This is a genomic window from Phragmitibacter flavus (genome assembly GCF_005780165.1).
GTDB classification, from domain to species: domain Bacteria; phylum Verrucomicrobiota; class Verrucomicrobiia; order Verrucomicrobiales; family Verrucomicrobiaceae; genus Phragmitibacter; species Phragmitibacter flavus.
Window position 1 is genome coordinate 44,524 of sequence record NZ_VAUV01000022.1, and the last position, 24,657, is coordinate 69,180.

23 protein-coding genes are annotated in these 24,657 nt (G+C 57.4%); 12 read left to right on the forward strand and 11 right to left on the reverse strand.

Going from position 1 to position 24,657, the window contains the following annotated elements; genetic code table 11:
• Window positions 1–38 precede the first annotated feature (38 nt).
• A complete protein-coding gene (locus FEM03_RS21970) occupies window positions 39–755 on the forward strand; it encodes a DNRLRE domain-containing protein (protein ID WP_166443061.1) in 717 nt (238 codons plus the stop codon).
• Between the two features lie 35 nt (window positions 756–790).
• On the opposite strand, the gene FEM03_RS21975 is transcribed toward FEM03_RS21970, so the two are convergent.
• From FEM03_RS21975 to FEM03_RS21985, 3 genes are all read right to left on the reverse strand, one after another.
• The gene (locus FEM03_RS21975; protein ID WP_138088469.1) at window positions 791–1,681 is read right to left on the reverse strand and encodes an FAD:protein FMN transferase; all 891 of its coding nucleotides are present in this window, start codon (window positions 1,679–1,681) and stop codon (window positions 791–793) included.
• A 119-nt stretch (window positions 1,682–1,800) separates the two neighbouring features.
• Window positions 1,801–2,589, reverse strand: a complete 789-nt coding sequence (locus FEM03_RS21980; protein WP_138088470.1) for a prepilin-type N-terminal cleavage/methylation domain-containing protein — start codon at window positions 2,587–2,589, stop codon at window positions 1,801–1,803.
• A gap of 12 nt (window positions 2,590–2,601) precedes the next feature.
• Window positions 2,602–3,333, reverse strand: coding sequence for a hypothetical protein (locus tag FEM03_RS21985; RefSeq protein ID WP_138088471.1), 732 nt, complete (start codon window positions 3,331–3,333; stop codon window positions 2,602–2,604).
• 139 nt (window positions 3,334–3,472) lie between these two features.
• Between FEM03_RS21985 and FEM03_RS21990 the strand changes: the two genes are divergently transcribed.
• Window positions 3,473–4,111, forward strand: coding sequence for a DUF6580 family putative transport protein (locus FEM03_RS21990; protein WP_338089890.1), 639 nt, complete (start codon window positions 3,473–3,475; stop codon window positions 4,109–4,111).
• A gap of 210 nt (window positions 4,112–4,321) precedes the next feature.
• On the opposite strand, the gene panB is transcribed toward FEM03_RS21990, so the two are convergent.
• The gene (gene panB, locus FEM03_RS21995; protein WP_240772873.1) at window positions 4,322–5,059 is read right to left on the reverse strand and encodes a 3-methyl-2-oxobutanoate hydroxymethyltransferase; all 738 of its coding nucleotides are present in this window, start codon (window positions 5,057–5,059) and stop codon (window positions 4,322–4,324) included.
• 116 nt (window positions 5,060–5,175) lie between these two features.
• Between panB and FEM03_RS22000 the strand changes: the two genes are divergently transcribed.
• Both FEM03_RS22000 and FEM03_RS22005 read left to right on the forward strand, forming a co-directional pair.
• Window positions 5,176–5,700, forward strand: a complete 525-nt coding sequence (locus tag FEM03_RS22000) for a peroxiredoxin (protein WP_138088474.1) — start codon at window positions 5,176–5,178, stop codon at window positions 5,698–5,700.
• Between the two features lie 63 nt (window positions 5,701–5,763).
• The gene (locus FEM03_RS22005; RefSeq protein WP_138088475.1) at window positions 5,764–6,288 is read left to right on the forward strand and encodes a peroxiredoxin; all 525 of its coding nucleotides are present in this window, start codon (window positions 5,764–5,766) and stop codon (window positions 6,286–6,288) included.
• 93 nt (window positions 6,289–6,381) lie between these two features.
• Here FEM03_RS22005 and FEM03_RS22010 read toward each other — a convergent pair whose 3' ends face one another.
• The 6 genes from FEM03_RS22010 to FEM03_RS22035 form a co-directional block, all read right to left on the reverse strand.
• Window positions 6,382–7,560, reverse strand: coding sequence for an SMP-30/gluconolactonase/LRE family protein (locus FEM03_RS22010; protein ID WP_425501976.1), 1,179 nt, complete (start codon window positions 7,558–7,560; stop codon window positions 6,382–6,384).
• A 63-nt stretch (window positions 7,561–7,623) separates the two neighbouring features.
• The gene (locus tag FEM03_RS22015) at window positions 7,624–8,376 is read right to left on the reverse strand and encodes a CAAX prenyl protease-related protein (RefSeq protein WP_138088476.1); all 753 of its coding nucleotides are present in this window, start codon (window positions 8,374–8,376) and stop codon (window positions 7,624–7,626) included.
• Between the two features lie 8 nt (window positions 8,377–8,384).
• On the reverse strand, window positions 8,385–9,575 hold the full coding sequence (locus FEM03_RS22020; RefSeq protein ID WP_206171108.1) for an aminotransferase class I/II-fold pyridoxal phosphate-dependent enzyme: 1,191 nt from the start codon (window positions 9,573–9,575) through the stop codon (window positions 8,385–8,387).
• Window positions 9,572–10,051, reverse strand: a complete 480-nt coding sequence (locus FEM03_RS22025) for an Lrp/AsnC family transcriptional regulator (protein ID WP_138088477.1) — start codon at window positions 10,049–10,051, stop codon at window positions 9,572–9,574. The genes FEM03_RS22020 and FEM03_RS22025 overlap by 4 nt, the downstream gene beginning before the upstream one ends.
• A gap of 44 nt (window positions 10,052–10,095) precedes the next feature.
• On the reverse strand, window positions 10,096–11,181 hold the full coding sequence (locus FEM03_RS22030) for a 6-phosphofructokinase (protein WP_138088478.1): 1,086 nt from the start codon (window positions 11,179–11,181) through the stop codon (window positions 10,096–10,098).
• Window positions 11,182–11,247: 66 nt separating this feature from the next.
• Window positions 11,248–12,228 (reverse strand): D-alanyl-D-alanine carboxypeptidase family protein, encoded by a 981-nt coding sequence (locus tag FEM03_RS22035; protein ID WP_138088479.1) that lies wholly within the window; start codon window positions 12,226–12,228, stop codon window positions 11,248–11,250.
• Window positions 12,229–12,577: 349 nt separating this feature from the next.
• On the opposite strand from FEM03_RS22035, the gene FEM03_RS22040 reads away from it, so the two are divergent.
• Window positions 12,578–14,056 (forward strand): Gfo/Idh/MocA family protein, encoded by a 1,479-nt coding sequence (locus FEM03_RS22040; RefSeq protein ID WP_138088480.1) that lies wholly within the window; start codon window positions 12,578–12,580, stop codon window positions 14,054–14,056.
• Between the two features lie 204 nt (window positions 14,057–14,260).
• Here the strand turns inward: FEM03_RS22040 and FEM03_RS22045 are convergent, their stop codons facing one another.
• Window positions 14,261–14,890, reverse strand: a complete 630-nt coding sequence (locus FEM03_RS22045; protein ID WP_138088481.1) for a hypothetical protein — start codon at window positions 14,888–14,890, stop codon at window positions 14,261–14,263.
• Window positions 14,891–15,202: 312 nt separating this feature from the next.
• Between FEM03_RS22045 and FEM03_RS22050 the strand changes: the two genes are divergently transcribed.
• From FEM03_RS22050 to FEM03_RS22080, 7 genes are all read left to right on the forward strand, one after another.
• The gene (locus FEM03_RS22050; protein WP_138088482.1) at window positions 15,203–16,327 is read left to right on the forward strand and encodes a protein arginine kinase; all 1,125 of its coding nucleotides are present in this window, start codon (window positions 15,203–15,205) and stop codon (window positions 16,325–16,327) included.
• Entirely contained in the window at window positions 16,317–18,851 is a 2,535-nt protein-coding gene (locus tag FEM03_RS22055) for an ATP-dependent Clp protease ATP-binding subunit (RefSeq protein WP_338089891.1), read from the forward strand. The genes FEM03_RS22050 and FEM03_RS22055 overlap by 11 nt, the downstream gene beginning before the upstream one ends.
• A gap of 215 nt (window positions 18,852–19,066) precedes the next feature.
• A complete protein-coding gene (locus FEM03_RS22060) occupies window positions 19,067–20,095 on the forward strand; it encodes a hypothetical protein (RefSeq protein ID WP_138088483.1) in 1,029 nt (342 codons plus the stop codon).
• A 22-nt stretch (window positions 20,096–20,117) separates the two neighbouring features.
• Window positions 20,118–21,545 carry an MBOAT family O-acyltransferase gene (locus tag FEM03_RS22065; protein WP_138088484.1) on the forward strand — a complete coding sequence of 476 codons (1,428 nt, stop codon included), beginning with the start codon at window positions 20,118–20,120 and terminating at the stop codon, window positions 21,543–21,545.
• Window positions 21,546–21,628: 83 nt separating this feature from the next.
• Entirely contained in the window at window positions 21,629–23,056 is a 1,428-nt protein-coding gene (purB, locus tag FEM03_RS22070) for an adenylosuccinate lyase (protein WP_138088485.1), read from the forward strand.
• A gap of 40 nt (window positions 23,057–23,096) precedes the next feature.
• Complete coding sequence (locus FEM03_RS22075) at window positions 23,097–23,738, forward strand: hypothetical protein (protein WP_138088486.1); 642 nt, start codon at window positions 23,097–23,099, stop codon at window positions 23,736–23,738.
• A 35-nt stretch (window positions 23,739–23,773) separates the two neighbouring features.
• Window positions 23,774–24,511 (forward strand): TlyA family RNA methyltransferase, encoded by a 738-nt coding sequence (locus tag FEM03_RS22080; protein WP_138088487.1) that lies wholly within the window; start codon window positions 23,774–23,776, stop codon window positions 24,509–24,511.
• The last annotated feature ends 146 nt before the right edge of the window (window positions 24,512–24,657 follow it).

A 24,657-nucleotide genomic window follows, 5' to 3' on the forward strand; every position in this document is an offset into this window, starting at 1 on the left:
AGGCTTGACGCAGCGCAGCCGAGATGTTCCCCTTAGATATGGCCAGGCACTCATCTCCCCTCCTGCTTGCCGCAGCATTGGCAGTGCTGCTGCTGCCGCATCGCACCGAGGCCGCCGTCACGCTTATCGAAGACAACTTCATCTGGAAAGGCACCCCCACCGCCATCCAGGACAGCAACGCTTCACTTACCATCAAAGGCCCCGCACCCTCCCAGGGAAACGCCCGCACCATCTATCTCAAGTTTGACCTCACCGGCCACACCATCGCCGAAGGCAACTTTGCCGATCTCACCCTCACCTCCGTCACTACCGCCTCCAATCCCCCCACCAGCTTTTCCTTTGCCCTCTATGCCCTAAACACCGGGGGAGCCGCATGGACGGAAAGCACCATCAACTGGGCAAACAGCCCCGGACTCGGCACCGGCACCTTCGACCTCTCCAATACCGCCACCACGTTTCTCGGCAACTTCAACACCCTGCCTGCCGGCTATGCCTCAGGCAGTCCCATCTCCGTTTCGTTTGCTGACTGGGACAACTATAGGCAGGCCGACAACACGCTCACGCTGATCATTGTCGGCACCGCCCAAAGTGATGCCGGTCCGTCCATCAGCTTCGCCTCGTCAGAAAACGGCAACGCGGCCATTCGGCCCACCCTCAATCTCTCCGCCGTTCCCGAACCTTCCCGTTCACTCCTCGGTCTGCTGAGCCTGTCGGTCATCATCTGCCTCCGCCGCCGCCCTTCCGCGCGCTTGTAACCAACCCTCCTGGCCGATCGCAATTCCGACTTCCCTCACGCCGCTGACAAGAACGGCACCACTTCGCCCTTCGCCGTCACAAACACCGCCGTCGCACGCTCCTTTTTCAGCAGCGCCTTCCACGAATCCGGTTCATCAAGAAGCACCACCTTCGTCAGCGCCTCTGCCTGCACACAGCTCTGGGCAAACACACTGACACTCACGTTCGAGCGCATGGGCTTCTGCGTCAGCGGATGCAAGATATGGCTGCTCTTGCGCCAGTGATGGCACCGATTGGCAAAATACGCCGCGCGAGTCGCCACCGCAGGTCCCGTCACCTTGGCCGACAACCTCCGGTCCAACTTCGCCGTGGCCGTTGGATCACGCAACGACAGCAACTTCGGCCATTTCCCCACATAACGCAGATCCCCGCCGGCGGAAATTTTTGCACTGCCCACATTCGCATCCACCAAGATCTCCGCCGCCTTGTCCATCGCGAAACCCTTGGCCAATCCACCCACATCCAGGCGCAGTGGTCGGCGAAAACTTACCCGGCCATCGTGATGCAAAATCACATCCCTAAACGTCGCCTCCTCCTCCTCATGCTTCTGCCTCACATGCAGATGCGGAAGCAATCCCCAACTGTCCGTGGTCGGAGCCACTGCAATATCAAAAACCCCCTCGCTCGCCTTGCCCAGCCGCTGCGCCTCGGCAATCACGTCCCGCGTCCACGCATTGATCGACAATGGATGCAAATGACCGCACGCGTTCAATCGCGAAAGCTCACTCGCCGGATCGCTGAAGCTCATGAGCGACTGCACCCTGGCAATTCGTCCAAACGCGATCTCTGCCAGATCGCCAAGCACCCGCTCCGGCAATTCAGCATCGCAGATCTCAATTTCAACAAAGGTTCCCAGCAAAGGACGGCAGCGCTTGATCGCGTTCATGACGGATGAATAAAAGGTTACCCCCTACTCCTACCTTAGCCGCCCATCTAGATCAACATGAAAATGAGATTTACTCTCATTAGTAGATCAATAACTCTACTAGAACGAGTTATGCAGCATCATTTAAGATACTCCATGCTGCCCTTTGCCGTGATGCGTCCGAGCAGCTCTCCCTCCACTTTGCGAACTTCAGTTCCGGGAAAAACGTCAAACGACTCCACGTGACCATCCACAAACAGGATGTTTGCCTTGTTGGCATGCCTGAAGTGAACGGTCCGCTCCGTTTGGTCAATGATGTAAAACTCCTCCAACATCGGGTTGGAAGCACTCGCAGGTGGTTGAAAGGTGTTGGCCTGGGCGCAATCCCCGAAAAGCATGGTCCGCGCCCCGCTTTTGATGTTCGCCACGTTCATCAACACCCTGCCCGTCGATCGCCCACCGAGCCACCAGTTGTAGCCATAACCATAGCTGGCCCCCTTGAACTTTTCCTTCCAAACCGCGCTCCCGTAGTCGAAACCCGGACACATCTCAATGCTCCCCACAGCCTGAATGTATTCATACAGCGGCCCCGCTTCCTTGTCCAAATCCCGATCTCCCTCTGCTGTCCCCGGCGGACTGTTCTCTTTCCCAAAATACCAGGTCCTCGAGCCATCGGAACCATAAGTCACATACGGGAAGAAAAATCCCATGTGATCCGCACAATACATGTTGGTCGCCGCAGCCAGCTGCCGCAGATTCGATGAACATACCGACTTGCTCGCCAGCCCTTTGTAGAATTTCACACCGGAGAATCCGAGCGTGCAAACGATCAAAAAGATCGTGATGGATACCAGCAGCTCAACAAGCGTGAAGGCACCCTCGCGGCAGTTTCTTTCAAGTCTGTTCTGAACGCCAACGACTGTCTTCATGGATTTAAACAATCAAATCACCCTACGACGACCATACCCCACCACCATCACCAGCCCTGCCAATAGCAACATCGCCCGACCCGGTTCCGGCACAAGATACGAAATCGTGTATCCGGCTCCAGAGGCAAACAGCTGGTAATTTAACCCATAAATCTGACTGACCGTAAGAGTCGGGAAGGCGCTTCCGTCACCATACACATATGCATCGATGCTGTTGTTGCCCAACAACCGCCCCGTTTGACCTGACCGGCCATACTCCCACCCTGTGCCGGTGTAGTTCCCGCTCAATGGACCGTCATCGAAATCGATGTAGTCATATCCCCCCAGATGCACCGACGATGCCCAGTAATTCCCGTCAAATCCCACCGGAGCCAAAATGATGGGATCCCCGTTAATCACGAACCCACGAACGGAAAATCCCAAGTTGCCGCCGAAGTTGAAATACTTCGCGTTGTTGGTGGCATCTCCCGCGACGTGGCTGTAGCCCGGACCAGAACTGCTTGCGGGAATACCGAAGATAAAATTTAGCAGGTCCTGACTGTCATCTGGGACCGCAGGATTGTTGTCCAATGTCGCTACGATGGCGGTGTCATATTCAACTTTGAACGCCTGCGTTTTACCGAGAACCCCGTCCTTCTGCTCCTGAATCACCACATAATGAACCATCGTTGCCGCATGGCTCCCCCCCATGGCACCGGCAAAAACAAGAACGGACAGCAAACCAGATAAAAACTTTCGATACATTCGTGGTGTTGGTAAATATTGAACGGTTCCGACTGGAACACCAGACCCGCATAACCCCGGCCAAGCCGCTTGTCTATTTCAAACATAGACAAATTTTTCGACTTGTCACATCGGCATGAATGGCGCTTCTTTGAACCTCATGAAATTTGCTCAGCATCCATCATCCTCGACGGCCTCCTCCATTTGGTTGCCACTATGCCTGATGCTTGCCGCGCTGCTTCTCCGGGTGCTCTCGCACAACGGCATTCTCCCTCCCACTCTGGGCAATTTCTCCCCTCTCGTCGCCTTCGCCTTCGCCGGTGCCATCGTTTTCCCACGCAACCTCCCCTGGTGGAGTTGGGCCATTTTGCTGCTGGCCATCGACTGGATCGTTTTCGGTTCCGTGATGTGGCAGCACGCCAACGGTCGATTCGAAGTCCTTGCCCTCTACGTTTGCTATGCGCTCGCCGCCTGGGCCGGTTCGCGGCTCCGGGGTAAAGTCGGCATCATCGACACCCTGCTTGGGACCCTCGCATGCAGCGGGCTTTTTTATCTGGTCACCAACACCCTCAGCTGGTGGGTCGATCCCGGTTACATCCAAAAAAGCGGAGCCACCTGGGTTCAGGCGCTGACCACCGGCCTTCCCGGTTACCCAAGCACCCTCAGTTTTTTCCGTAATTCACTCATCGCCGACATGACCGGTGCCCTTGTGCTCGTCTCCGTCTACAACGCCGAAGCCATCGTGCGCAATCTCCAGCGCCTTCCCCTACTTGGCCTCGGTCGCCATCGCGCCGCCTGAGATTGGAGTTTGTCTTGCTGATTGAGCATCCGTTTTGCCGACGACACGTCGGCACTCCCAGTGAATTTCCGACATCACGTCGGGCCTCATCGGACCACCGACGTTGCGTCGGTCTTCAAAGTTCGCCTCTCCAGTTCTGCTCTCTACCGACCCGTTTCTCAAGTCAAAAGAGCCTTCATCCTTCATCCTTCATCCTTTAGCCTTCAGCCTTTAGCCTTTAGCCTTTCGAACATACTCCCGCACCGCGCGCGTCACCTCCATCGCCACATTCGCCCGCGATTCCGCAAAGGGCGGTTTGAACCAGGGAAATCCCCCCACCAAATCTGGCGTCACCAGCACCTGCCCATCACAGTCTGGACCCGCCCCGATGCCAATGGTCGGAATTTTCAAAGCCTTGCTGATCCTCTCCGCCACTTCAGGCACCATGCTCTCCAGAACAATGCAGGCCGCCCCCGCCTCCTGCAAAACCAGCGCATCCTCCATCAACCGCTCCGCATCCTCATCCGTTTTGCCCTTCTTCTTGTATGCCCCCTCGTGCAGCACACTCTGCGGCAGCATGCCGATGTGCCCCACATAAGCAATCCCCGCCTCCACGATCGCGCGCACCTGACCAATCACCTTCATCCCTCCCTCGAGCTTGACCGCATCCGCTCCGGCCGCCACCAAACGACGGGCATTATGAACCGCCATATCGGGAGTCAGATAGCTCCCCGCCGGCAAATCCACCACCACCGACGCCTTCTCCACCCCACGTCGCACCGCAGCCGCATGGTGCAACATCATGCTCATCGTCACCCCGGTCGTGTCCTGCATTCCCAGCACCACCATGCCCAACGAATCCCCCACCAAAATCAAATCCACCCCCGCCTCGTCAAGCCAGCGGGCCATCGGATAATCATACGCGGTCAGCATGGCGAGCTTCTCGCCACGCGCTTTTCGATCAATCAAAGAGGAAGCAAATTCGTGCACCCGGCATGCATACATGGAATCCCGTAGTCACGCAATACCACGTCCCACTTCCATCCTTATGGACACCTTCAACACTTCACGCTAGCATCGCGACGATGAAAAAATTCCTCACCTTCATATCCGCCATGTCCATCGTCGCCGCCACCTCCCTCCACGCCGGTCAGGGCGTCAAAATCGATCCTCCGGTCGACGCGCCGGCCATCGAAGCCACCGACCAGAACGGCAAAACCGTCAAACTGGCCGAGACCTACCAGGCAACCCCCTACGTCGCCGTTTTCTTCTACCCGAAAGCCGACACCCCAGGCTGCACCAAACAGGCTTGTGCCATGCGTGACTCCCACGCCGACCTTGCCAAAGCCGGCATCAGCGTCATCGGCGTCAGCGCCGATACCGTCGAAGCCCAGAAAAAATTCTCCGACAAATACAACTTCCCCTATCCCCTGCTCGCTGATCCAGAAGGCAAAGTCATCGACGCCTTCGCCGTCACCAAAAACGACCGTGGCATGGCCACCCGTCAGGCCTTCATCATCAAAAACGGCAAAGTCGTCTGGCACGACCCCAAAGCCAGCACCGAAGATCAGGCCATCGACATCATCAAGGCAGTTCAATCCCTTGAGTGAATAGTTTCCAAGCGTGAATCTGGAGAAGGGGTGGGAGACGAATCAGTCATACCACCTACCATAATGAAAACACTTTCCCTCCTACCCCTTCTCCTCACCATGTCCCTCTTCAGCTCCAACGCCTCAGCCGCCGACTCCAAGGCTTTCGAACCCTACGCCGCACCCGTCATCGAAGCCCAGGATCAGGATGGCAAAACCGTCAAACTGAGCGACGTCTACGCGAAAGGCACCACCCTCGTTTATTTTTATCCTAAGGCCGACACCCCCGGCTGCACCGCCCAGGCCTGCTCGCTTCGCGACGCCTACACCGACCTCACCAAAGCAGGCGTTCAGGTCATTGGCGTCAGCACCGACAATGTGGGCTCCCAGAAAAAGTTCGCCGAAAAGTATAACCTGCCCTTCACCCTTCTCGCCGATCCTGATGGCAAGATCGTCAAAGCCTTCGGTGTGAAAAAGATCCCCCTCGTTGGCATGGCCAGCCGCCAGGCGTTCCTTGTTAAAGACAGCAAAGTCATCTGGCACGATGCCAAGGCCAGCACCGCCGAACAAGCCGCCGACGTCCTCGCCGCCCTCAAAAATTCCAAGTAGCAGCCGATGTAAGGAGGCTCAAATTTCCCCTCCAAGCGGCCCCGCCCCCCAACAACAAACGAGCCTCGTCACCTCGTCTGCTACATTTCCAGCTCAGCACCAATGCGCCCCGCGCGTGTTGACATACACGCTGTAGAGACTCTGGCTGGCCACCACAAACAACCGGTTCCGCTTCGGCCCGCCGAAGCACAAATTGCCCGCCGTCTCCGGCAGCTTGATCAAACCGATCCGATCACCTTCCGGGTTGAGAACGTGAACGCCGTTGTATCCATCCCCCACCCAGCCAGCGCTCGCCCACACGTTACCATCCACATCACAACGCACACCGTCTGAACCGCCACGGCCGCTCGACGCCTTTTGCAGTTCCCCGGCCTTGCCCTTCATCTGTGCAGGTGCTGCCAGCTTGTCAAAAAACTCCATCCGCTCCACCGCCGACATCTTGTCATACCGCTCCGGGTCACTTTGATAAACGGTATCGCGCAAGCTGTCCCTCGTGTGCAATTGCATCGACGCAAACCTCGACTTGAAGTTCACCTTCACCTTGTCCACCACGTCATACACGTTGATGTTCGATTCCTTCCCCGTATCCACGACATACAGCTTCTTGTAGTCCGGCGAAAAACACAACCCATTGGGTCGCTCCTCCACATCGGTCACCTTGGTCACCGCTTTGTTCCCAGGATCAATCCGATACACCGCCGGCTTCAAATCGAGCGGCCCCTTTTGCCCCTCATAATCGCCCATGCTGCCATAACCCGGATCCGTAAACCACACGCCGCCATCCGGATGCACCACCACATCATTCGGCGCATTAAATCGCTTCCCTTCAAACTTGTCCGCCAGCACCGTCATCTTGCCGTCCATTTCGTATCGCACCACCCGACGCGTCAAATGCTCGGCACTTATCTGCCTACCCTGCCCATCAAAGGTGTTGCCATTGCTGTTGTTGGAGGGATTGCGCATCACACTCACATGACCGTCCTCCCCTAGCCAGCGCATCTGGACATTGTTGGGGATGTCGCTCCACACCAGGTAATTCCCCGTCCCGTTCCAGGCCGGACCCTCTGCCCACAAGCAGCCCGTGTGCAATCGCTGAATAGGCGTGTTTCCCACGATATATTTCCGAAAACTCGGGTCCAACGCCACCACATCAGGATCAGGATATCCAACCGGTGCTGCCCCAGGCCCAAAGTCCCGGCCAAACAAATTTGATGAACCCGCCGCAACCGCAGCCGTGGCAAACCCAGCCAGAAAAGAACGTCGCGATTTCATAGTCATTAGCCCACAACATGCAAAGCGCATCCCTCCGAGTCGAGAAAAAACGTCAGTGGTCCATTACCAAAAGCCCCATTGTTTGGTCAGCACCACGTAGATCCCCAGCAGCAAATTCGCCACCGCGTGCATCCACACACAAGCCGCCAGACTCTTGGTTCGAATCGCCACCACATACATCAGCGTTCCAAAAAACGCCGCCCCCAACCAGTCCTCTGGATTGTGCGCCAGCATGAAACACCCCGTCACCACCCCATACGCCGCCCAACTGTGCTGACCAAACGGCACCTTGCGAAAATCGCCACCGTCCGCCTGCACATACCTCATCAAAAACCCGCGCCACAAAATTTCCTCCACCAACGACACAATCACCACCATGCGCAAAAATCGCCAGACCAAGGTGTGCGCCTGCGCCCATGGCTGCCCCTCAAACACCTCCGGCGTGAACCCCTCTTCCCTCGCTGCCAAGCCAAACCAGGACGCCCACTCCGGCACCTCCACACCGCCCGCCACCAACTTCTGATACGCAAATGCTGGCAATAGCCAAAACACAATCCCCACCACCCCCAGCACGGTCGCCAGCCATAGTCCGCGCACCGGTCTGAACTCAAAACGCGGCCACAACCAGATCAACAATCCACCCACCACCACCACCTGCAGCGGATACAACCAATGCTCCGGCGCAAACCGCCACCACGGCAGCATCTCGTTCTCCACCTTCACCAAAGGCAGCACCGAGCTGATCAACATGAACAAGACCAGCGGCAGCACATGGGCCACCGCCGGACTCGGAAGATACCGACGCAAGAACGCCATCGTTTGCCCTACTTGCGATGTTTCTTCACAAAGATCTCCATCGCATCCATGGCTTTCACCAGGAGGTCGGGAGCCGTCGCATAACAACAGCGCACACAAGTCGCCCCGCTCGGCCCAAAAGCCTCGCCTGGCACCACGGCCACACTGTGTTCCTCCAGCAGCTGTAAGGCAAACTCACGCCCCGTCAGCCCGGTGCAGCTCACATCGGGAAAGACGTAAAACGCCCCGCCCGGATTGAAACAGTTCAGACCCATCTCATTGAGCCGCTTCACCACAAAATTGCGCCGCTCTTCATAACTCTGACGCATTGGCTCATAGGCCGTCGCTCCGAGTTTTAAGGCTTCGATCGCCGCAATCTGACTGGTGATCGGAGCACACAGCATGCAATATTGATGGATCTTCATCATCGCTTCCAGCAACACCGGAGGAGCGCAGGCATAACCCAACCTCCATCCCGTCATGGCAAAGGCCTTGGAAAAACCATGCAACAACACCGTGCGCTCGCGCATCCCCGGAAAACTCACGATGCTCACGTGCTTCGCCTGATCATACAAAAGCTCACTGTAAATCTCGTCGGTGAAACACAGGAGATCATACTTCACACACAACGCCGCGATCTTCTCCAACTCCTCCGGCGGCTCCACCGCGCCCGTCGGATTGGTTGGAAAGTTCAACGCAATCACCTTGGTGCGCGGAGTGATCGCCTTCTCCACATCTTCCGCACGAAGCGTAAAGTTGTCCTCCAACCGCGTGTTGATCGGCACCCCGACACCGTAGGCCATCGTGATGGTCGGACCATACGACACATAACAAGGCTGATGGAAAATCACCTCATCACCCGGGTCCAGCACCGCACGAAACGCCAGATCCAACGCCTCGCTGACGCCCACCGTCACCAGGATCTCCTTCTTCGGATCATAGCTCACGCCGAAATGCTCTTCGACATAACCACTGATCCCAACGCGCAGGGATTCAAGCCCCAGATTGCTCGTGTAGCTCGTCTGTCCTTTTTCCAATGAACGAATCGCCGCCTCGCGGATCGGCCACGGAGTCGCCTTGTCAGGTTCCCCCACGCCCAGCGAGATCACATCGGAGCGACCAATCACCAGTTCAAAGAAATCGCGAATGCCAGAGCGCGGAATCCCGCTCAACTGCCGCGAAAGTTTGTTTTCCAGATTCATCTTGTGCGGCAGGCTCATGGCGATACAGGGAGCCGGTCTTCACGGAGATCGGTGTTCAACACAAAACCGTCGTGCTTATACACGCGCAGTTGAAAAAGCGTCGCCGTCGAAAGCACCACATCCAGCGTGCTCAACTTTTCTGCCACAAAACGCGCCACATCATAAAGATCGGTTCCCTCCACCATCAAGGCGAGGTCATACCCACCACTCATCAAATAACAACTGCGCACCTGATCATACTGCGCAATGCGCTTGGCAATCCGGTCAAACCCACCGCCCGCTTCAGGCGTGATCCGCACCTCGATCAATGCCGTCACCCCACGTGGCCCCAGCTTTTCGCCGTCCACCACCGCCTGATAACCAAGGATGACTCCGGCCGCTTCAAGCTCCGTCATCCGTTTAGCAACCTCCAGCGCCGTCAGTCCAAGACTGACCGCAATTTCTTCCACACTGAGCCGGGCATTCCCCCTCAGCAATTCGAGTAAGCGTTCCATAAGAACGCTCACCCTAACTCAAGCCGTGCAATAAACCAGCAGAATCAGCGATCACCAAAACTGATGCCCACCGCGCGCGCCGCCATCACCACTTCGCTGTCCGGCTGCACCAAACGCAGTTTGTTCACCGCATCTTCAATCGGCACATCACCCACGTGATAGCTCTGGTAATTCACCATCCGGCCAAATTGCTTGTCCTTGATCAGCGAAACCGCCTTCACCCCAAACCGGGTGCCCAAAATACGATCCAAAGCCGTCGGAGAACCGCCACGCTGAAGGTGACCCAAGCGCACGTCACGCGTTTCGTGTCCGGTCATCTCTTCAACCTGACGCGCCACATGCACCCCGATCCCGCCAAGCAACATCTGCTGGTTGGCACGACCTTCTTCCTTGCCCATCAGCTTGCCATCTTCAAGATGCGCGCCTTCGGCCACCACGATCAACACACTGCGATGACCGCTGGCAAACACATGATTCACATGCCCCGCCACTTTTTCGATCTCAAAAGGAATTTCAGGAATCAACACCACATCCGCGCCACCGCCGATGCCGCCATGCAGCGCGATCCAGCCAGCATGCCGTCCCATCACTTCTACGACCATCACGCGTTGATGACTTTCCGCCGTCGTGCGCAGGCGATCCAGTCCCTCCACCACCATGCCCACCGCCGAGTCAAAACCGAAGGTCATCGCCGTGGCCTGCAAATCGTTGTCGATGGTTTTCGGCACGCCCACCACAGGGATTCCTTCTTCGCAAAGCTGCAAACCGGTCGTCAAAGAACCGTCGCCGCCCACCACGATCAAAGCCTCAATGCCGAGATATTTGATGGTCACGCGCGCCTGCTCGATGATGTCCTTGGGCACTTTGGCAATGGTGCTGTCCGCGCCCACTTTGGCGGCAAAATTTCCTTTGTTGGTGGTCCCGAGAATCGTTCCACCGAGGCTCAAAATGCCCAGCGTCTTCTCCGTATCGAGTTTCATGTGCCCCGGACCGTTGGGAAGAAGCCCCTCAAATCCATTGCGGAATCCAATCACCTCCCAGCCCAGTTCGGTAGCCGCTCCCACCACCCCGTGAATCACTGCATTAAGTCCTGGACAATCGCCGCCGCTGTTAAGAATACCGATGCGCATAGGTTTTGGGAGTAAGTTCTGTGTTGAGATGTGTTTGAGTGTGTGTTGTCGTTTGGGAGAAAAGATCTATTCGAAGCTGGCCAGCAGTTCCTGCCGATTCGTCACCGGACGCCCCTGGCGCAACCAGTTGTCATACGCATTCCAGCTCTGCTGAAGCAAACCGCGCGCCTCGCCGAACGGATCAGCCGAACCCAGCACCACCACCACCATGCGGTGACGATAAAGCACCTGCTGACCCTGCGCATTTTTCATCAAGGTGCCCTGCCGCTCCTCCGTCGCAATGATGCACCCGCCCGATTGCGGCGTGTTGCCGGTTTTCATGCCGTCAATCGAACCCACCCCCAGCAAGGCATTGGTGTTCTGCAACGTCATCGGCTGCGGCTGCCCCATGCGGACAATGGTGATGGCGCGCGTTTTTTGTGTCGTGTAAAATCGGAACGGTGCCCGCGAAACCGCATACATCGCCAGTTTCGCCATGTCCGCCCCCGTCGAAAGCGGCATGGTCCGGCTGTTCTCCAACCCATGCGGATTGGTAAACCGCGTGTTAGCCATCCCTTCACGAGCCGCCAGCTTGTTCATCTCCGTCACAAAAGCCGCAATGGGATCACCGCCACGTCCACGACGCCCCAGAATATCCTGCCCGACAAAAGCCGCCAAGGCGGTCGCTGCCACGTTGTCCGACGTCATCATCGTCGCATACAACAAATCACGCAGCGTCACCTGATCGCCCGGCTGCAAACCCATGGTGTTCATTCCCGCAATCTGCAAAGCCGCCGGAGAAACCGTCGCCAGCGTGTTTAAAGGAACTTTCGTCACATCCGCCCAGTCCAATGCCACCAACGCCGTCGCCACTTTCGCAAGACCACCCACCGGGCGCTTCACGGAAGCCCCCCGCTCCATGTGAATCTTCTTGTTGTAGACATCCACAGCAATCACACTTTGAGCATGCGACGTGCCGGAAACGACGGCCAGAACAGACAAAACCAGCGCCGCAATGGCCAGCCAGCGACGGATACCTAAATTGAGCAAAAAGCGGGGTTCCAACATGGACGGGCAGGATAGTGCCCAAGTGGCAGGGCGCAACCCCGGAATTGCTACTCAGCGATTGTGATCCATCAACAAATCCCCTTCCAGCCGACCATCTCCTCAACACCAACCCTTTCTCGCAATCAGAAGGCCAACTTTTTCCTTTTCAATTTCCCGCGAAAAGCTCATCATGTCAGCCCACGCTAGATTTTCAGTCGGTTTTCTTCCCTCCCAGGTAAGCGAAACCGGATAAATGTGAAAGCCTGCCCCTCCAACTCCGTTTTCTTCAAGCTACCCGCGGTTCACGATCAGGCCGCCCGGTAGTGCAAACCACAATTTTCCGCCCCGTCCCATCCTTACCAACCGAATCATGAAAACAACGACGAACAACATCAACCGCCGCACCCTGCTGCGCTCCTCCCTCTACGCAGGCACCGCCCTTGCCCTTCCCACCTGGTCCCGCGCCGCCGGAGCCAATGGCGACATTCGCGTTGCCGTGATCGGATTCAAAAGCCGCGGTGCAGGACACATCAACACCATTCTCGGACTGCAAAACGAAGGCGTCCGCCTCGTTGCCCTTTGCGACGTTGACTCCGATGTCATGGACAAACAGGTCGAGAAACTCGCCAAGAAAGACATCAAAGTCAAAACCTACAGCGACTACCGCAAGCTCATTGAAGATCCGGAAATCGACGCGGTCACCATCGCCACCCCCAACCACACGCACACCGTCATCACCCTTGCCGCTCTCGCCGCAGGCAAACACGTGTTCGCTGAAAAACCCGTCTGTCACAACATCCCCGAAGGCGTCAAACTCCTCGAAGCCGCCAAAAAAATCGAAGGCAAACTCATCCTCGTCCACGGCCAGCAGCGCCGCTCCGACCTCGGCTGGGCAGCCGCCATGGAATACGTGAAATCCGGTGCTCTCGGCAAAACCACCCTTTCCCGCGGCGTCAATTACAAGGCCCGCAAGAGCATTGGCAAGGTCAGCGGACCTCAGGACGCCCCCTCAACCGTCAACTACGACCTCTGGGCCGGTCCTCGCGAAACCACCCCGATCATGCGTGAACAGTTCCATTATGACTGGCATTGGCAGTGGGCTTACGGCAACGGCGACATCGGCAACCAGGGTCCTCACCAGCTCGACGTCGCCCGCTGGGCTCTCGGCAGCCCCGACAAACTTCCGCTCAAGGTCATGAGCCTCGGCAACCGCTGGGGATATGACGACGATGGCGAAACCGCCAACAACCAGCTCGCCTTCTACGATTACGGCGACGGCAAAACCCCGATCCTTTTCGACAACCGCGGTCTCCCCCGCGCCGACATGAACTGGCAGAAAGGTTTCGAGCCCGCCTACAAAGGCATCCGCATCGGCAACATCATCCATTGCGAAGGCGGTTATGTGGCCGAATCCAAGGCCTACGACGCCGAAGGCAAATTTAATGATCAGAAGTTCGAAATTCGTGACGGCCCCAACCACATGAAAAACTTCTTTGCCTCCATCAAGGAAGGCAAATTGATCGACCCAAATCTGCACGTCAGTCACGGTTTCCATTGCGCCGCCCTTGCCCACATGGCCAACATTGCCTATCGCATTGGCAAAAAAACCAGCACCGGAGAAATCAAGGAACGCCTCCAGGGCGACAAAGCCGGCCAGGAAACCTTCGACGATTTCGTCGCCAACCTCGCCGCCAACCAGATCAACGCCGACACCGATCAGGCCCTCCTCAGCCCCTGGCTCACCTTCAATCCCGACACCTACAAATTCGAAGGTGAATTTGCTGAAGAAGCCAACAAAATCAACGAAGGCGACGTCTACCGCAAAGGTTTCGAACTCGCCGAAGTCTAAACCTTCAGTTCCAGTTCAGTCCGTCAAGCGCCCCGGCCACCCCGGGGCGCTTTTTTTCGCCCTGGGACCGCCGGGCTCCAGCCCATCAAATTCCCGACGCAGTCAAAATGTCAGCGACACTCAGGTCACAAATAAAGTAGCAGCCAACGTCAGAGGGCTCGTTCTGGGTAGACAGTGCCCCCGCTTAAATCCCAACGAACCAGTTCATACATCACCATATTGCCCAAATCCCACAGGGCCACTCTCGGTAATTTGCAATACCGATGAGCGAAGTGACTTGTGCTGAACTGGAGTAATCACGCCCCCGTCCTCTAATGCTAGCAAATATCGTTCTGCTTCCAGCTTGTCGATGGTCTCAAATCGACGCTTTGCACGATCCTCAATATAGGCAGCCTTACGCTGGGACAGTTCTGCGACAAACGAGTCAAGCTGCTTCGGCGCACCTTCTATATGCAGACGTCCGTAATCGCTTGCGAACACAATCCCCTCTCTCCTCGTCGTCGAAAACCACAGATAAAACGAAACCGAAACCACCAGCCATACCGCCCATGCCGAATGCTCCACATGTCCCTCACCCATCACAAGCACCGCCATCAATATCGACAGGACAGCAAAAAAAATCGATAACCCGAGCAGTTTAAATTCCTGTCTCTTAAAAACTCCCTGGTCTCTTCCAATGCGGTCATACTCGATAACTGTGTCACTTGTCGAACTCAATGACACCTCAGCGACCTTGATTCCAGTAGCAACCAATTCGTATTCGGTCCTCTTAAAACCCAACATTCTTTTTGTCGCATGTTTCATAATAAAAACCACCATCAAGGCGGCAATCAATCAAGTGTCAACACTCAACCCTCAGATCCAGAATCCTGATCAATATCTGCTACTGAGAGCCCCCCCGAATCATTGTCCTGCGTCATCCTGTCGCTTTCGCGCCTCAATGCTGAGGCATATTCACACAAACCTCCAAGGCTCAGTCGAACAAGCCAGATTTCCCACAGACCAAAAAACGCACCCCTCCACCCCAGACAAACCCACCCGCCAGCCTCAGCGCGCAAAATTTCTCTAAACAAAGGCATGGATTATTCTCACGTTTACTTTCATACGTAGTCTATATCAAAGATAAGACAGCTTCCCACGTATCTGATGCGCTTCTCCACCCTCCTTAAAAATCCCGCTGACTGGATGCAGGGCCATGGCCCCCACTCGGAGATCGTCATGACCTCCCGCATCCGGCTCGCCCGCAACCTGCGCGGCTGGTCCTTCCCAGGCTGGTCCTCGGAAAAACAACGCGTCGAACTTCTCAATCAAGTCCGCCCCCTGCTCGCCTCCCTTCCTGAACTCAAGGACGGCTTCAACGAGGAATACCCCAGCCTCACCAAAACCAAAAAGCAGGTGCTCGTCGAACGTCACCTCGTCAGCCGTGAACATGCCGCCCGCTCGACCGGCTGTGCCGTGGTCATCGACCGCAAACAAAGCATTGCCGTCATGGTGAATGAGGAAGATCACTTCCGCATGCAAGGCATCCGCGCCGGTCTTGACCTGCGCACCGCCCACGACCTCGTCAACCGCATCGACAGCGCCCTCGAAGAAAACCTCAGCTACGCGTTCGACACCCGCCTCGGCTACCTCACCGCCTGCCCTACCAACGTGGGCACCGGCATGCGCGCCTCCGTGATGCTGCACCTGCCCGCGCTCGTTCTCACCGAACAGATCAAGCAGGTCATGAACGCCGTCAGCAAAATCGGACTCGCCGTCCGCGGCCTGTATGGCGAAGGCACTGAAGCCCTCGGCAACCTCTTCCAGGTTTCCAATCAGCACACTCTCGGCGAAACCGAACAGGAGCTCATCAGCCGCATCGAAGGTGTCGCCGAACACATCGTCCAGGCCGAAATCCACGCCCGCGAAAAGCTTCTCCACGAAAACGCCCTCATGCTGCATGACCAGGTCGGTCGCGCTTATGCCACCCTGCGTTTTTCTCACATTCTCAGTTCAAAGGAAGCCCTCACCCACCTCTCCCTGCTGCGCCTCGGCGCCGATCTGGACATCATCACCGATTGCGATCGCAGCCTGCTGGACATGCTGCTCCTCGAAATTCAACCCGCGCATCTTCAGCTTACCGCCAAACGCGATCTAAGCGTCGAAGAACGCGACAGTTTGCGGGCAGAAAACACCCGTGATCGATTGAAATCCGTCCCCGAACCATTAAACGTATCCAGTGACAACGACGCGGACGATTCCGCGCTTCCCCCTGAATCCCATGATGAATAACTTTACTCCCCGCGCCCAACAAGTCCTGGCACTTGCCAGGAAGGAAGCCGACCGCTTCAACCACAACTACGTGGGGACAGAGCACCTGTTGCTCGGCCTCATCAAGTTGGGTCAAGGCGTCGCTGTCAACGTCCTCACCAAGCTCGGCGTCGATCTCGACACCGTGCGCATGCAGGTCGAACAGCAGGTTGGCTCCGGTCCCGACACCAAAATGGTCGGCAACATCCCTTATACACCCCGCGTCAAAAAAGTTCTCGCCCTCGCCTCCAAGGAAGCCAAGGCTCTGAACCACTCCTACGTCGGCACCGAACACCTTTTGCTCGGACTCCTTCGCGAAGGTGAAGGCGTCGCCGCCCAGGTGCTTCGCACCCTCGACGTCAATCTCGAGAAAGCCCGCAACGAAATCCTCAAGGAGCTCGATCCCAACTTCGGCAACGAAGAAGAGGAAGAAGAAGGCGGTGGCAGTGGCGGTCCCGAAAGCTCATCCATGCCCAACGGCCCCAAGAAAGACAGCAAAACGCCTGCCCTCCGTGCCTTTGGTCGCGACCTTACCGAACTCGCCCAAAAAGGTGATCTCGATCCCGTCATTGGCCGCGCACCGGAAATCGAACGCGTCATCCAGATCCTTTGCCGCCGCACCAAAAACAACCCGGTGCTCATCGGTGAAGCCGGCGTTGGCAAAACCGCCATCGTCGAAGGTCTTGCCCAGGAAATCGCCCAGGGCAACGTCCCCGAAATCCTTCGCGACAAAAAAGTGATCGTCCTCGATCTCGCCCTGATGGTCGCCGGCACCAAATACCGCGGCCAGTTTGAAGAGCGCATCAAGGCCGTCATGGACGAGATCCGCCGCAACAAAAACGTCATCCTGTTCCTCGACGAACTTCACACCATCGTTGGTGCCGGTTCCGCTGAAGGAGCGATGGATGCCAGCAACATTCTGAAACCCGCCCTCAGCCGCGGTGAACTTCAGTGCGTCGGTGCCACCACCCTCAACGAATTCCGCAAATACATCGAAAAAGATGCGGCGCTGGAACGTCGTTTCCAACAGGTCAAAGTCGATGAACCAAGCGTTGAAGACGCCATTCTCATCCTCAAAGGCCTCAAAGGAAAATACGAGTCCCACCACAAGGCCCGTTTCGATGCCAAAGCCCTCGAAGCCGCCGTCAACCTCAGCAGCCGTTACCTGCCGAGCCGGTTCCTTCCCGACAAGGCGATCGACATCATGGACGAAGCCGGTGCCAAAGCCCGCATCTCCTCCATGACCCGTCCACCGGAATTGAAGGTCATCGAAGCCGAAATCGAGTCCATCCGCGTCGAAAAAGAAGTCGCCATCAAGGAACAGGACTTCGAAAAAGCCGCGCATCTTCGCGACAAGGAGAAAGCTGCCAAAAAACGTTTCGATGACACCCTTGAAACCTGGCGCGCCACCAACACCGAGAAGATTGTCGATGTCACCGAAGAGGACATCATGGCCGTCGTCAGCAAGTGGACCGGCGTCCCCCTCAACCGCATGGAACAGGCCGAAGCCGAGAAACTCCTCAAAATGGAAGACGAGCTTCGCAAACTGGTCATCGGTCAGGACGAAGCCGTGGTTGCCATCAGCAAGGCCCTGCGCCGCAGCCGTGCCGACCTCAAAGATCCCAAGCGCCCCATCGGCAGCTTCATCTTCCTCGGCCCCACCGGCGTCGGCAAAACCTTCCTCGCGAAGAACCTCGCCGAATTCATGTTTGGCAGTGCCGAATCGTTGATCCAGCTCGACATGTCGGAATACATGGAGAAACACACCGCGAGCCGCTTGATCGGAGCTCCTCCAGGTTACGTCGGTTATGAAGAAGGCGGTCAACTCTCCGAAGCCGTGCGCCGCCGTCCTTACAGCGTCGTGCTCTTCGACGAAGTCGAAAAAGCCCACCCCGATGTCATGCATCTCCTCCTCCAGATCCTGGAAGAAGGTCAGATCACCGACAACTTCGGCCGCAAAATCGACTTCCGTAACACCGTCATCATCCTCACCTCCAACATCGGTGCCGAGACCATCAAACGCCAGACCAGCCTTGGTTTCGCCGCGATGCAGCAGGACATTGCCGATCACGAAGGCATCAAGGGCAAGGTGATGGAAGCGGCGAAGAAGGCCTTCAAGCCCGAGTTCATCAACCGTCTCGATGACATCATCGTGTTCCAGACCCTGGAGAAATCCCAGCTCAACCGCATTGTCGATCTCGAGATCAGCAAAGTGCTCAACCGCCTCAAGCGCAAGCGCATCAGCCTCACCCTCGAAGACAGTGCCCGCGAGTTCCTCATCAAGGAAGGTTACGATCCTCAATACGGTGCCCGCCCGATGCGTCGCGCCGTCGAGAAAAACATCGAAGACCCGCTCGCGGAAGCCCTGCTCCGTGGCGAAGTGAAAGAAGGCGATGTCGTCAAACTCATCCACGAGCCCGACGCCAAAGTCCTGAAGTTCATCAGCCTCGGCGAAGATCCTGGCACTCCTCCGAGCGAAACCGCCATCGTCACCGCCGGAGAGTAATATTCAAAGCGACCGCGAAGTTCTACTTCGCATCGCATCAGTTCAAACGAAGTGGAGCCCGACTCCACTTCGTTTTTTTATGCCAAAATCATCCTGCCCAGGTGTCGACGTCGCTCAAAAGTTTTTCCCATGGCCAATCAGAACCCACTTGAAACTCAACGCGTTTTGGCTAGCATGCCACCAAACCCGCTCCCGGCCATTTATCGACAGCTCCCATGAACTTCATTCGCCGCCCAAAAGGTGAACTCATCCAATGGCTCATGCTGATGGCCCTCCTCGTCATCAGCCCGCTGTTTCTCCCTCCCGAGCCCGGCGAAAAAGGATATGATGCGCCCTTCCAAACCGAAAAACTTCAGCAGCTCACCAAAGCCACCCCGGAAGTGGTCCTCATCGGCAATTCCATGACTGACACGAGGGTGGACCTCGAGGTGCTGGACAAGTTCATCCACCCCTACAACTCCGCCTTTCTCGTCGAACACGGCAGCCGCAGCACCATGTGGTATCTGCTGTTCAAGAACTTTGCCCTGAACCTCAATCCTCCCCCCAAACTGGTGGTCGTTTTTTTCCGTGATTACGATTTCACCAATCCCGCCCTCAAGCTCACCGGCCCCAAATTGCGCGAACTCTACAGCTTCATGCAGCCTGGCGATGAACAACTCGTTGACCTCGCCTCCTCCACCCAGCCAACGACCAGGCCGCAATCCATCTTCGCACAGAAATACCTCTCCGAGCATCTCTCCAACGACATGCGCCGCCGCATTTCCGAATGGTCCATGGACTTCGCCACCCTCGGCCAGTCTGACGGCGCAGAGAAGAAACTGCAAAAACACCTCGACCAGGTTTTCGCCTTCACTGAACTGCGCGGCGACGTCTTCGATGCCGGAGCACTCGACAACGATCTTACCACCAACACCCCCGCGCCCTTCCCTGCCGATCCCACCCAAACCCTGCTCCCCCACTTCGTCGAACTCGCCAAGAAGCACCACATCCACCTCTGCTTCTACCGCGTCAAAAGACGCCCCGACAAACGCAGCGTCGACAATCAAAACTCCCGCCTCACCACCTACATCAACGATTTCCGCGAGTGGGCCGAATCCCAGGGGTGCACCTTCATCGACGAGAGGCCCGACCCACGGCTTACCCTCTCCATGTATGGCAACGGCGACCACCTCGCCGCCCCCGCCAAACCCGCCTACACCGCCATCTTCCACGAACGCATCCGTCCCCTGCTGAGTATTCGCTAGTCGACAACGACGACCTCCTCCTGTGCTTTTTCAGACTCTTACCTTTCTGACTTTCTTCACCATCGTCTTCGCCATCTACTGGATGCTGCAACGACGCTGGCAAAACTATTTCCTGCTGATCGCCAGCTACGTTTTTTATGGATGGGTCGAGCCCTGGTGGTTGTTGCTCATCGCCCTCACCAGCGTGGTCGACTTCACCTCCGCCCGCTTCATCAACAAGCGCCCCCACCAGCGCAATCGCTTCCTGCTTCTCTCGCTCATCACCAACATCAGCATCCTCGCCACCTACAAATACTTCAATTTTTTCTCCTCGTCCGTCACCTCCCTCTTCAATCAGTTTGGATTTGAAACCGACCCCTTCCTCCTCCAGGTCGCCCTTCCCGTCGGCATCTCCTTCTACACTTTTCAGAGCGCCAGTTATGTCATTGATGTCTACCGCGGCAAGGTCGAAGCCCGGCGGAAACTCCCCGACTACCTCCTCTTCGTTGCCTTCTTTCCGCAACTCGTCGCCGGCCCCATTCTGCGCGCCAACGACCTCCTGGTGCAAATCGAGAAACCCCGCACCTTCGATGCCCGCATCGCCCGCAGTGCCGTTCTGCTCATCCTCTGGGGACTCTACAAAAAACTCGTCATCGCCGACAACGTCGCCCTCGTCGCCAACAAAATCTTCGCCCTCGACACCCCGTCTTTTCCCATCGTGTGGGCCGGTGCCTTCGCCTTCGGCGTGCAGATCTATGCCGATTTCTCCGCCTACACCGACATTGCCCGCGGCTGCTCCCGACTCCTCGGATTCGAACTCTGCCAAAACTTCAACCACCCTTACCTCGCCGATTCCCCCCAGGCCTTCTGGCGTCGCTGGCACATCAGCCTCTCCACCTGGTTCCGCGACTACGTTTACTTCCCTCTCGGCGGCAGTCACGGCTCTTTGCTTCAGCAATGCCGCAACCTCCTCATCACGTTCCTGCTGAGCGGACTCTGGCACGGAGCCGCCTGGAACTTCATCCTTTGGGGAGCCTGGCACGGCGCCCTGCTGGTTTTGTGGACCCTCTGGAATCGTGCCCCCGCCTCGCTACGACCCGAAAAAATCCCCTGGCTGCTCCGCGTCGTCCTCACCTTCATCCTCATCCATGTCGGCTGGCTCATGTTCCGCGAACAAAGCCTGTCCCACCTCTGGGCCCATCTCACCCAAAACCCCTTCACCGCCCCCGAAGCCGACTGGCGGGCCGCCCTTCGATTCGCCTTCATGGCTGCCTTCTACGCCCTCCCCCTTTACCTCGTCCACCCTCTCATCGACTTCTGGCTGCATCGAAAACAAGCCGATTCCACCAGCCAACATTATCCCGGCTGGAAATGGACCACCGTGATCACCGCCGCCTCCGCCCTCATCTACTGGGGCATCATCATCCTGCGCAGTCCCGAAACCGCCGACTTCATTTACTTCCAGTTTTAATGGAGCCTCGCTGACCCAAGCCCCGCATCCCACTTCTCTTTCCGCTTTGCTCAGCCCCAAAACTGTGCAAAATGGACCGCCCCATGACTGATGCCATTCCCAACGTCCTCGCTGAACGCTACGCCACGCCCGCCATGCGCGCCATCTGGTCCGGTGAAGGCAAGGTCAAGCTCGAGCGCGAACTGTGGATCGCCGTCATGAAAGCCCAGCGCGACCTCGGCATCCCCGTCCCCGCCGGCACCATCGAAGATTACGAGCGCGTCAAGGATCAGGTCGACCTCGACTCCATCATGCGCCGCGAACGCATCACCCGGCACGACGTCAAAGCCCGCATTGAAGAATTCTGCGACCTCGCCGGCCACGAACACATCCACAAAGGCATGACCAGCCGCGATCTCACCGAGAACGTCGAACAGCTGCAAACCTTCCGCGCCCTCGAACTCGTCCGCACCAAAGCCGTCGCCGCCCTCATCAAACTTTCCTCCCGCGCCAGTCAGTTCCGCGACATCCCCCTTACCGCCCGCACCCACAACGTCGCCGCCCAGGTCACCACCTTCGGTAAACGCCTCGCCATGTTCGGCGAAGAATTTCTCGGCGGCCTTAACGCCCTCGAGTCCGTCATCCAATCCTACCCAGCCCGTGGCCTCAAAGGAGCCGTCGGCACCCGACTCGACCAGATCAGCCTCTTCGAAGGCGATGCCGCCAAAGCCGGTGAACTCGACGAAAAAGTCGTCGCCTACCTCGGCCTCCCCCTCGCCTTCGACGCCGTCGGTCAGGTCTACCCACGCAGTCTCGACTTCCGCGTCGTCGCCGCCCTCACCGACCTCGCCTCCGGCCCCGGCAGCTTCGCCAAAACCCTCCGCCTCATGGCTGGACACGAACTTGCCTCCGAAGGTTTCGCCAAAGGCCAGGTCGGCTCCTCCGCCATGCCGCACAAGATGAACAGCCGCTCCTGCGAACGCATCAACGGCTTCCACGCCATCCTCAAAGGCCACCTCGCCATGGCCTCCGCCCTCGCCGGCGACCAGTGGAACGAAGGCGACGTCTCCTGCTCCGTCGTGCGCCGCGTCATGCTCCCCGACGCCTTCCTCGCCATCGACGGTCTCCTCGAAACCTTCCTCACCGTCCTCAACCAAATGGAAGTCTTCGAAGCCGTCGTCCTCAGCGAACTCGAACGCTACCTCCCCTTCCTCCTCACCACCACCGTCCTCATGCAAGCCGTCAAAAACGGAGCCGGACGCGAAGCCGCCCACGAAGCCATCAAAGAACACGCCGTCGCCACCATCGGCGACCTTCGCAAAGGCACCATCTCCCTCAACAACCTCTTCGAACGCCTCGCCGCCGACCCCCGCCTCGGCCTCACCAGCGAACAATTCACTCTCATCAGCGAACAAGGCCGCGCCAACACCGGAGCAGCCGCCGCCCAGGTCGACACCTTCGCCAAAAAAGTTCAAACCCTCGCCCAAAAACATCCCACCGCCGCCACCTACCAACCCGGCGATATTTTGTAACTGACCCCTTCATCCTTCCGCCTTCATCCCTCATCCTTTTATGAAATACTTCGCCATCTTCATCACCATCGCCCTGTTCAGCGTGATGGGTTACCTCATCTACGAACAACGCAACGAGGCCACCGCCCTCAAAAACGAGTTTGAACTGCTGCGCCGTCAGCAAAATCCCGCTGCCGTCAACGAGCGCGACCTCGAAATCGCCAAACTCGAAAGCCAGATCCTCGCCCAACAACAGAGCGAGCAGTCTCCCAGCTCTCTGCCTCCGCTCAACCCACCCCCGACGACGGCAACCGCAGGCAACCTCCCTCCCCTGAGTCCACCTCCTTCCATGCAATCACCGCAACAACAACTTGGCGGTCCCATCGTCCCTCCCGGCGGCGTCCCAGCCCCCATCGCCCCTCCCCCACTCACCGCCCGTCAACGTCAGATCCTCGCCGCTCCTCCGATCGGCAAAGTCACCGAGTATCAGCAGGAATACGGCTTCGTCGTCATCAGCGCCAACGCCGCGATGAAAGTAGAAACCAGCATGACCTTCGCCATCCGCCGCGAACAAAACATCATCGGCCGCATCAAAGTCACCTCTGTCGACGAAGGCAGCACCATCGCCGACATCCTTCCCAACACCGTCCCTCCCGGCATCACCGTCGTCGTCGGTGACGACATCATCCAGGACCTGCCTTAAAAGGATAAAGGATGAAGGCGAAAGGATAAATTTTTATGAAATCGCGCCTCGACCAGCTTCTCGTCGCGCGCGGCCTCTGCGAATCCCGGGAGCAAGGCAAACGCCTCATCCTCGCCGGTGACGTCCTCGTCAACGACACCCCCGTCACCAAAGTCGGACAACTGGTCGCCGAAGACGTCGTCCTGCGCGTCAAAGAGCCGCCCAAATACGTCAGTCGCGGCGGTTTTAAACTCGAAGGCGCCCTGCAACAGTTCAACATTGACCCCACCGGCTGCACCTGCCTTGACATCGGAGCCTCCACCGGCGGATTCACCGACTGCCTCCTGCAACACGGAGCCTCAAAAATCTACGCCTTCGACGTCGGCACCAACCAGCTCGTCTGGAAATTGCGCAACGACCCGCGCGTCATTTCGCGCGAGAAATACAACGTCCGCCACCTCGACCCCGCCGACATCCCCGAGCCCCTCGACCTCATCGTCGCCGACGTCTCTTTCATCTCCCTCACCCTCGTCCTCCCTCCGGCGCTCCCCCTTCTCAAACCCGGCGGCAACGCTCTCGTGTTAATAAAACCCCAGTTTGAACTCAGCCGCGACGAAATCGGCAAAGGCGGCATCGTCCGCGAGCCCGAACTCCATCAGAAAGCCTGCGACAAAATCCACGCTTTCATCGATCATCTCCCCGGCTTTCAGTGGAACGGCCTCATCGACTCCCCCATCACCGGCACCGACGGCAACCGCGAATACCTCGCCTGGATCAAAGTGTCCAGTCTGTGACCCTCTCGTGACACAGGCGTGCAGCCCATAAGCATATACCTAAAAGTTGAAGTATGCATTGAGCTGGCTATGTTGGCTGATGCAACCGCGAACTTTGGTCGAAGATGAGTGGGAGGTGCTGCGGCGCTTTCTCCCTGAAAACTTGG

Bases quoted from the DNA above. Each gene is read 5' to 3' on its own strand.
- FEM03_RS21985 (WP_138088471.1), bottom strand. From the start codon at position 3,333: ATGTATCGAAAGTTTTTATCTGGTTTGCTGTCCGTTCTTGTTTTTGCC.
- FEM03_RS22020 (WP_206171108.1), bottom strand. From the start codon at position 9,575: ATGAGCCTGCCGCACAAGATGAATCTGGAAAACAAACTTTCGCGGCAG.
- FEM03_RS21990 (WP_338089890.1), top strand. From the start codon at position 3,473: ATGAAATTTGCTCAGCATCCATCATCCTCGACGGCCTCCTCCATTTGG.
- FEM03_RS22010 (WP_425501976.1), bottom strand. From the start codon at position 7,560: ATGAAATCGCGACGTTCTTTTCTGGCTGGGTTTGCCACGGCTGCGGTT.
- FEM03_RS22055 (WP_338089891.1), top strand. From the start codon at position 16,317: ATGATGAATAACTTTACTCCCCGCGCCCAACAAGTCCTGGCACTTGCC.
- FEM03_RS22015 (WP_138088476.1), bottom strand. From the start codon at position 8,376: ATGGCGTTCTTGCGTCGGTATCTTCCGAGTCCGGCGGTGGCCCATGTG.
- FEM03_RS22035 (WP_138088479.1), bottom strand. From the start codon at position 12,228: ATGTTGGAACCCCGCTTTTTGCTCAATTTAGGTATCCGTCGCTGGCTG.
- FEM03_RS22005 (WP_138088475.1), top strand. From the start codon at position 5,764: ATGAAAACACTTTCCCTCCTACCCCTTCTCCTCACCATGTCCCTCTTC.
- FEM03_RS21975 (WP_138088469.1), bottom strand. From the start codon at position 1,681: ATGAACGCGATCAAGCGCTGCCGTCCTTTGCTGGGAACCTTTGTTGAA.
- FEM03_RS22080 (WP_138088487.1), top strand. From the start codon at position 23,774: ATGAAATCGCGCCTCGACCAGCTTCTCGTCGCGCGCGGCCTCTGCGAA.
- FEM03_RS22025 (WP_138088477.1), bottom strand. From the start codon at position 10,051: ATGGAACGCTTACTCGAATTGCTGAGGGGGAATGCCCGGCTCAGTGTG.
- FEM03_RS22030 (WP_138088478.1), bottom strand. From the start codon at position 11,181: ATGCGCATCGGTATTCTTAACAGCGGCGGCGATTGTCCAGGACTTAAT.
- FEM03_RS21970 (WP_166443061.1), top strand. From the start codon at position 39: ATGGCCAGGCACTCATCTCCCCTCCTGCTTGCCGCAGCATTGGCAGTG.
- FEM03_RS22050 (WP_138088482.1), top strand. From the start codon at position 15,203: ATGCGCTTCTCCACCCTCCTTAAAAATCCCGCTGACTGGATGCAGGGC.
- FEM03_RS22040 (WP_138088480.1), top strand. From the start codon at position 12,578: ATGAAAACAACGACGAACAACATCAACCGCCGCACCCTGCTGCGCTCC.
- FEM03_RS22060 (WP_138088483.1), top strand. From the start codon at position 19,067: ATGAACTTCATTCGCCGCCCAAAAGGTGAACTCATCCAATGGCTCATG.
- FEM03_RS22075 (WP_138088486.1), top strand. From the start codon at position 23,097: ATGAAATACTTCGCCATCTTCATCACCATCGCCCTGTTCAGCGTGATG.
- purB (WP_138088485.1), top strand. From the start codon at position 21,629: ATGACTGATGCCATTCCCAACGTCCTCGCTGAACGCTACGCCACGCCC.
- FEM03_RS21980 (WP_138088470.1), bottom strand. From the start codon at position 2,589: ATGAAGACAGTCGTTGGCGTTCAGAACAGACTTGAAAGAAACTGCCGC.
- FEM03_RS22000 (WP_138088474.1), top strand. From the start codon at position 5,176: ATGAAAAAATTCCTCACCTTCATATCCGCCATGTCCATCGTCGCCGCC.